The sequence below is a fragment of the Stenotrophomonas sp. PS02298 genome (assembly GCF_029959445.1).
Lineage (GTDB): Bacteria > Pseudomonadota > Gammaproteobacteria > Xanthomonadales > Xanthomonadaceae > Stenotrophomonas.
On the sequence record NZ_JASCOR010000205.1, the window covers coordinates 1 to 6456 of the forward strand.

Here is a 6456-nt window from a genome sequence, read left to right on the forward strand (position 1 = left end):
GGCTTACACCGCTCCTACAAAAACTATCCGGAGCCCTGTAGGAGCGGTGTAAGCCGCGAAGCTGACGGTGCTGCCGATTGAAGCCAAACCGGCACCCTGCGCAGCGGTTGCAGGCCAAATGGTGAGGCATTGATATCGGCTTCGCGGCTTACGCCGCTCCTATAAAAGCCGCAGCCTTCAATCCTGCAGCGGTTCCTTCAGCGCAGCCGCACGCAGCTCAGCTGCACGCAGCAACACCGGTGGCGGGGCGTTCTCTTCCGGGATGCACAGCAGGCCATGCCTGCGCAGCCAGTCACCGGCTTTGCGCGAGGACGTCCACGCCACCACCGGTACCGCCAGCGCCATGCCGATCACCACCGGCGCCATCCACGCCGCCAGCGGCGGCGACACCAGATAGGCGGCCACGCCCATCACCACGCCAAACACGCTCAAACCGCCATAACTGCGCAGCAAGGCGCTCACCGAGATGCTGCCGTCATCGCGCTGCTGTGCGTCCCAGCCCGAGTCCTTGCCGGCCAGCACTTCGGCCACACCGCGCGACTGCACGTACATCACCACTGACGCCATCAGTGCCGCCAGCACGGTTTCCAGCAGCATCGAAATGAAAGCGCGGAACGCGCCGCCACAACCGATGCGCTCCTTGCGCGAGGTCAGCATCGCCACATAACCCATCAGCTTGGGCGATAGCAGCGCGATCATGGTCACCACGAATACCCAGAACACGCCATCCTGGTCCAAACCGCGCCAGTAACTCGCCGGTGCCATCCGCAGATCCAGATGCAGCTCCTCGGCCAGGTCGATGCCGCCGTGGATCAGCGGGATGGCGATACCGATCAGCATCAACATCGCCCACATCGGTGCGGTGAAGTAATGGCCGATGCCGATCAACATATGCACGCGGTTGACCCAGTGCAGGCCCGGCGTGGCCACCACTTTGGAATGCTGCAGATTGCCCTGGCACCAGCGGCGGTCGCGGATCAGCAGATCGGTCAGGGTCGGCGGGCCTTCCTCGTAGCTGCCATGCAGGTAGGGCACCATGTGCGAGGCCCAGCCACCACGGCGGATCAGCGCGGCCTCGACGAAGTCATGGCTGAGCACATGACCGCCAAACGGCTTGCGTCCCGGCAATTCCGGCAGACCAGCTTCCTCGGCGAATGCCTGGGTGCGGATCACCGCATTGTGCCCCCAGTAATTGCTCTCAGCGCCGTGCCACCAGGCCACGCCATAGGCCATCACCGGCCCGTACACGCGGCCACCAAACTGCTGCATGCGGGCGAAGGCGGTACGGCCGCCGACTACCGCCGGCAGCGACTGGATCAGGCCGACGGTCGGATGGTTCTCCATCGCCGACACCAGACGCACGATCACATCGCCAGTCATCAAGCTGTCGGCATCGAGGATCAGCATCTGCGGGTAGGCACCACCGAAGCGGCGCACCCAGTCGGCGATATTCCCGGCCTTACGCCCGATATTGCTGGCGCGGCGGCGGTAATACAGCCGCTCCGCGCCGCCGGTGGCTTCCACCAGGCGCGCGAACACCTGCTCTTCAGCGCGGCCGATGGCGTCGCGGGTGGTATCGCTGAGCACGTAGAAATCGAAGTGCTCCAGTTGCCCGGTCGCGGCCACCGATTCGTAGATCGCCTGCAGGCCGGCCATCATCCGGCGCGGGTCTTCGTTATAGGTGGGCATCAACAAGGCGGTACGGCTGCGCAGTTGCGGCAGCGGCGTGTCCGGGTAGATGCCTAGCTTGCGGCGGCCACGCAGCAGCGCCTGCAGCCCGGCCAGGCTGCTGACGAAGGACATCGCGATCCAGGCGAACAACAGCACGAACAGGCCGAGCAGGCAGGCTTCGAGCACGTTGATGCCACCGTTGGACAGCACCCGCGCCATCAACCAGGTGGCGAGCAGCGTGGTCAGCGCGGTGCTGCCGAAGACGTACAGCCGGCGCAGGCCGATATTGGCCGGCGCGGTCTTCTGCCGGGGCACATGCAGCGTGCCCGAGCGCAGTGATTGCTCAGGCATGGCCAAGGGGTGCTCGGCCGGGAGCACGGCGATGCCGGCATCCAGCCCGTTGTCGGTGCTGACTGTAGAGCTCATCGACCACCCCGCTGCGTGACCTGCAGCCCGTCCTGGCGACACACCTTGCCGTAACGCTGTTTGCTTGCGTGTTGCACCTGAAATCCTTGAAGGAGAAGCCGACCAGCCGGGAAAACTAGAAGAACCAACTTAAACCTGCGGCAAACGAAGCCTGCCGGTCGCGATGCGGGAGCCCCCTCGAACCACCTCGCTGCGGGCGCCAACACGCCCAGCCGGGCCGCTCCGGGCCCAACCGCCGCAATCCCTTGACGGCATCGGCGACGGGGGAATTATCCATCATCAAATCGACAGGTACACCTGCGCCAGTCACTTTGACCGTGGCCCGGGACGAAGGGGGGGGCTCGCGAGAAGCACCCGTAGCGCAGGGGCCGCGCTTGCCACAGGGCCGCGCGTCAAACCGTTGCAGGTGCATCCGTTCCGCGCGAGTAGGCGCCACGTGACAAGCAGAACCGCACGATCGACAGGCCCAAGGCCAGGCCACCCGAGGGAATCCCGCGACCCCACCCAGGCACCAGGAATCGGGACGCCGCGCGTGCATCACGGAACCCGTTCACATCCAATGGCAGCGCCGCTTGGAACGACTTGCCTGGCCGCAGGCAACTGAAACCCGCTGCATAGAACAGCGATGAACAGGGCGCAATCACGCGCACGCAGAACCCAGGCTAAATCCGGCCCTGCACACAACGCGATCACAACATTGCGCTCACCTGCCGCAAACCCGGCATTGCGCAGTCTGGACCTGTCTGCAGCAACGCAGACGTTTCCGGAGACCGTTCGTGGACCGCAACCGTGTTGAAGGCACCAAACACGAAATCAAAGGTGCCATCAAGGAAGCTGCCGGGAAGATGACAGGCAACAAAGCCCAGCAGATGGCCGGCAACATGGAGAAAAATGCAGGAAAAGCACAGAAAGCAATGGGCAAGGCTGCAGACGAGGTAAAGCATCGACATTCATGACGCCCGCATCACTCCGCAAGAGCTGCTTCCGCAACGCACATAACCGGAGCCCGTAACACGCGGCAACACTGTGCAGTTCCTATGGCGCGACCGTGTGGAAGCCGGCCGCGCCATTACAACACCCTCACATCAATGCGGACGTTCGGAAAGCAGACCGATGCGGCGGAACCACATTTCCAGCGGCACGGTCACCAGCGGCGGCACCGCCGCCACCAGCGCCAGCAACATGGCCCACAGCGGCCAACGCAACTTGATCCACGCATACAGGGTTACGACGACGTAAAACACGAAGGCCAGGCCATGCAGGCGGCCGAACAGCCATACACCCAGCTCGGTGGTGCCGGTGCCGTGTTTGAGCAGCATGCCGATCAGCAGACCGGCCCAGGTGACACCTTCAATCAGTGCGGCGGCGGCAAACAACTTGCCGGCGGGGGTCATTGGTTTGGCAGACATCGATTCCATCAGCGGTTCGAAAGAACCGCGATTGTAGGCGAGAATGCGTCGCATCCACGCAACTCAGATCCAGCCCCGTCGCTTGAACCAAAGCAGCGGCACCACGATGCTCAAGCCCACTGCGGCCAGCGCGATGGCGTAGCCGTAATGCCAATGCAGTTCCGGCATCGAGGCGAAGTTCATGCCCCACACCCCAACCAGCACGGTTGGCGGAATACCGACCACCGAGGCCACGGCCATCACCTTCATCACCTCGTTCTGGTCCATGTTGATCAGGCCGAGCACGCTGTCCAGCAGGAACTCATTGCGGTCGCCCAGTTGCTGCTCGAACTCGCTCAGCGAGGCCAGGTCCTTGACCACCAGTTTGATCCGCTTGGGCGCATCCGCACCGAACCAGTCAGGCGTCGCTTCATCCAGGTAACTCATCATCCGCAGCATGCCGTGCAAGGTGTTATGCAGCGCGCCGATGCGGCGGCCCATCATCCCAACCTCGTGCAGCATCTGCTCCAGCCGGCGTGAGGCGCGCTTGCCCCTGGGGTGGTTGAAGGCCTGGCGCGAGAACTCGCTCATCGTGCTCTCCAGCGATTCGAGCAGATCGGCCAGGCGATCGACGATGTGCTCGATCATGCGCAGGAACAGATCGGCCGAACCGTGGCAGGGGTGCTTGCCCAGCTCCGCTTCCACGCCTTCCAGCGCGTCGATGCGGTGCTCGCGCTGCACCACCAATGCATTGGGTGCGACCACGAAGCCCAGCGGCCCGACCACGTGCTCCACCTCGTACTGGAAGCGCGGCAGGTTCAGGACCAAGGCCTCGCCTTCAACCCGCACCCGGCTGCTGAACTCGATTTCGCTGATGCCGGCACGGTCGGGAATAACGAAGCCCACCTGCACCGAGGCCTGCGCCAGCTCCTCGGGCGTTGGCTGGCACAGGTCCACCCACAGCGAGGTGGGTGCCGTGCCGCCGGCTGCGGTGGCGAGGGTGCGGCATTGGAGCATGGCGTGATTCCGCATCTGGACCAGCGCTCATCCTCGTCTGCAGCGCACGCCGAGTAAAGCCACGGGCAGCTCAGTCCAGCGCCTGCGCGGCGTACCAGTCCGCATACGGCGTGTTCCTGGCCAGATGACGGTTGAAGTCCGGCGCGCCGTCCTGCCACCACACCGGGCCGCGCTCCCCAAGGCCGCGTTTGGCCGCATCCACCGCCGCCCCGGCTTTGGCCAGCAGTTGCCGGTCACCTGAACGCCGCGCCGCGCCGACTTCCCTCCGTGCGGTCATCAGCTGGCTCACCAGCGACGCCCGCAGCTGTTCGGGCAGGCTTGGATTGCTGGCCCGCCACAGCCGCCCACGGACCACCAGGTAGCGGCCATCGGGCGTACGCAATGGTGCCTCGGCCATCCCACAGCTCCGTCAATCAGGGGCGAAGCAGTATCCCACCTGTGCACGGTTGCAAAGCGCGCCCGCCTTCACGCAAGCTCGCCATTCCTTCAACCACCAGTCCAGCCATGCAAGACAACATCATCCAGATCATCCCCGCCGACGGCTGGGTAGCCGTGTTCGAAGAAGCCGGTGACGAAAGCGCGCAGAGCCTGGTGTGCTTTGCGGTAGTGGAAGAAGCCGGCAAGCGCGCCGTGCGCCCGATGCTGGCCAACGGCAAGCAGATCAGCTTTGCCGACACCCTGCCCAACTTCGTCCGCGTCGAAGAAGCCGACGCCTTCGAAGAAGAGGATGAAGACGAAGAGGACGAGGAAGAAGAAGACGAAGAAGAGGAGGAGGAAGAAGAGGCCTGAGCCGCTTCTTCCGACTCTGCTTCGACGACCTTGTGGGAGCGGTGTGAACCGCGAAACTGGTGGCGCTTCAGGCCAGTGGCTTCGCGGCTTACGCCGCTCCTGCAGGCAGGCTTCAGGCATTACCCGCAACTGAGAATTCGTCTGTCCGGCAACTGCTAGTGCTTGTGCTGTGCACGGCCTGAGCCCGATTTCTTCCCGCCGCCATCCTGCTTGTTCACTGTCGCCCAGGCGATGCGCTCGGCGTCCGCTTTCGAACGCCCCTGCTTGCGCTCACTTTCCTCGATGTGTGCGGCCTGCCGCTTCTGCTTGCCTGTATAGGCGCTCTTGTCACCCTGTGTCATCGTCATGCTCCGCCGTTGGATGAATCGACGCTAGGCGTGCCAGCGTAAGCATCACGTGCATATTGGTGAAGCACCCCTGCATTCATCCGCCGCTTCAGCTCACGGTGACGTAGTTGAATACCGGGCGTTCGCGTGCAGCTAACACCAAAGGCGCACGACGCTAACTCCCTGCTTGCTAGGGTTGTGATGGGCCGCTGCGAAGCTGGCCCTTGTCCCAACCAAAGGAGCATCGTGATGAAACACCTGCACCTGCGGAGTGTGTTGTTGATTGCCGTAACGCTACCCACCTGTACGCCGGTAGCCACCGCTGGCGGGCCAGCCGCACAGGAAAGCCCACCGGCAGCAGCGCTCGCCCAAGGCGCCGCCGATCAACCCGGCAGCGACGCGTGGATCACCCGCGAAATCAAGGAAAGACTATCCAGCGCAGCAGACATGCCGGGCATGGAAATCCACGTGGAAACACGCGGCGGCATGGTCTCCCTGAGTGGCCAGGTGGCAAGCCAGGCAGATGCTGACCGCATGGTCGACATCGCGCGTACGGTCGAAGGCGTCATCAGTGTCGACGACAGCCGGCTGATCATCGGCGGCAAACCGTCGCAGTAAGCACAACGGCCACCGCACGATACAAACATACACAGCGCGCCGAAGCCGGAGCACATGCGTGGGCGCGATGCGTGGGCGAAGCGCGGGCTGCAAAACAATGGCGGCAAAGCGACGTCGACACAGAACAACGTCGTTGAGCCGCGGGCGCGCATCCTTCAAGAGTGCCGAGCCATGCTCGGCAGAGGCTTTACCGGGAAGGCCCCTGTCGAGCATGGCTCGGC

At 63.9% G+C, this 6456-nt stretch carries 8 protein-coding genes; 3 read left to right on the forward strand and 5 right to left on the reverse strand.

Annotation, left to right across the window (positions count from 1 at the left end; all coding sequences use genetic code 11):
• Positions 1-177: 177 nt before the first annotated feature.
• Complete coding sequence (gene mdoH, locus QMX78_RS19375; RefSeq protein WP_282272639.1) at positions 178-2097, reverse strand: glucans biosynthesis glucosyltransferase MdoH; 1920 nt, start codon at positions 2095-2097, stop codon at positions 178-180.
• 776 nt (positions 2098-2873) lie between these two features.
• On the opposite strand from mdoH, the gene QMX78_RS19380 reads away from it, so the two are divergent.
• Entirely contained in the window at positions 2874-3053 is a 180-nt protein-coding gene (locus tag QMX78_RS19380) for a CsbD family protein (protein ID WP_282272641.1), read from the forward strand.
• A gap of 129 nt (positions 3054-3182) precedes the next feature.
• On the opposite strand, the gene QMX78_RS19385 is transcribed toward QMX78_RS19380, so the two are convergent.
• From QMX78_RS19385 to QMX78_RS19395, 3 genes are all read right to left on the reverse strand, one after another.
• A complete protein-coding gene (locus QMX78_RS19385; RefSeq protein WP_282272656.1) occupies positions 3183-3491 on the reverse strand; it encodes a DUF3817 domain-containing protein in 309 nt (102 codons plus the stop codon).
• Between the two features lie 78 nt (positions 3492-3569).
• On the reverse strand, positions 3570-4502 hold the full coding sequence (locus QMX78_RS19390) for a CorA family divalent cation transporter (RefSeq protein WP_282272643.1): 933 nt from the start codon (positions 4500-4502) through the stop codon (positions 3570-3572).
• A 70-nt stretch (positions 4503-4572) separates the two neighbouring features.
• Positions 4573-4899, reverse strand: coding sequence for a hypothetical protein (locus tag QMX78_RS19395; RefSeq protein WP_282272645.1), 327 nt, complete (start codon positions 4897-4899; stop codon positions 4573-4575).
• Between the two features lie 107 nt (positions 4900-5006).
• On the opposite strand from QMX78_RS19395, the gene QMX78_RS19400 reads away from it, so the two are divergent.
• The gene (locus QMX78_RS19400) at positions 5007-5291 is read left to right on the forward strand and encodes a hypothetical protein (protein ID WP_282272647.1); all 285 of its coding nucleotides are present in this window, start codon (positions 5007-5009) and stop codon (positions 5289-5291) included.
• A gap of 155 nt (positions 5292-5446) precedes the next feature.
• Here the strand turns inward: QMX78_RS19400 and QMX78_RS19405 are convergent, their stop codons facing one another.
• Positions 5447-5632 carry a hypothetical protein gene (locus QMX78_RS19405; RefSeq protein WP_282272658.1) on the reverse strand — a complete coding sequence of 62 codons (186 nt, stop codon included), beginning with the start codon at positions 5630-5632 and terminating at the stop codon, positions 5447-5449.
• 234 nt (positions 5633-5866) lie between these two features.
• Between QMX78_RS19405 and QMX78_RS19410 the strand changes: the two genes are divergently transcribed.
• Complete coding sequence (locus QMX78_RS19410) at positions 5867-6235, forward strand: BON domain-containing protein (protein WP_282272650.1); 369 nt, start codon at positions 5867-5869, stop codon at positions 6233-6235.
• Positions 6236-6456 lie beyond the last annotated feature (221 nt).

Coding starts and splice junctions, on each gene's coding strand:
- mdoH (WP_282272639.1), bottom strand. CDS start 2,097: ATGAGCTCTACAGTCAGCACCGACAACGGGCTGGATGCCGGCATCGCC.
- QMX78_RS19400 (WP_282272647.1), top strand. CDS start 5,007: ATGCAAGACAACATCATCCAGATCATCCCCGCCGACGGCTGGGTAGCC.
- QMX78_RS19395 (WP_282272645.1), bottom strand. CDS start 4,899: ATGGCCGAGGCACCATTGCGTACGCCCGATGGCCGCTACCTGGTGGTC.
- QMX78_RS19410 (WP_282272650.1), top strand. CDS start 5,867: ATGAAACACCTGCACCTGCGGAGTGTGTTGTTGATTGCCGTAACGCTA.
- QMX78_RS19390 (WP_282272643.1), bottom strand. CDS start 4,502: ATGCTCCAATGCCGCACCCTCGCCACCGCAGCCGGCGGCACGGCACCC.
- QMX78_RS19385 (WP_282272656.1), bottom strand. CDS start 3,491: ATGACCCCCGCCGGCAAGTTGTTTGCCGCCGCCGCACTGATTGAAGGT.
- QMX78_RS19405 (WP_282272658.1), bottom strand. CDS start 5,632: ATGACACAGGGTGACAAGAGCGCCTATACAGGCAAGCAGAAGCGGCAG.